This window comes from Bradyrhizobium sp. WSM4874 (genome assembly GCF_055811835.1).
The window spans coordinates 1-269 of the sequence record NZ_JBVVPR010000269.1 but is presented as its reverse complement, the minus strand read 5'-3'; the positions used below and the strand labels follow the sequence as shown (position 1 = coordinate 269).

At 59.9% G+C, this 269-nt stretch carries 1 pseudogene; it reads right to left on the bottom strand.

Annotated elements, in window-relative coordinates:
• Window positions 1–140: 140 nt before the first annotated feature.
• A pseudogene (locus tag AC0L3P_RS40315) lies at window positions 141–269 on the bottom strand (ATP-binding protein); the annotation flags it as partial.

Sequence of the window (269 nt, the reverse complement as noted above, 5' to 3'; positions counted from 1 at the left end):
CTCGCGCGCGGATTGCTGGCGGGTCATCAATTGGCCAAGGGCCAGCCATGGCAGATCGAGCTCTCGGACAAACAAATTACTCAGCTTCGCAACCGGGTACGACGCACCAAGCGTTCCAAGAAGGAGCATCATGAAGTCATCGGCTCTCCAATGAGCAGATGCCACTGGTCCACGGGGAGCTGGCTGGTGACAATGGTGGAGCGATGACCGTAGCGATCTTCGAGGATTTCCAGGAGGTCGTGACGGGCACCGGCGTCGAGCGGCTCGAG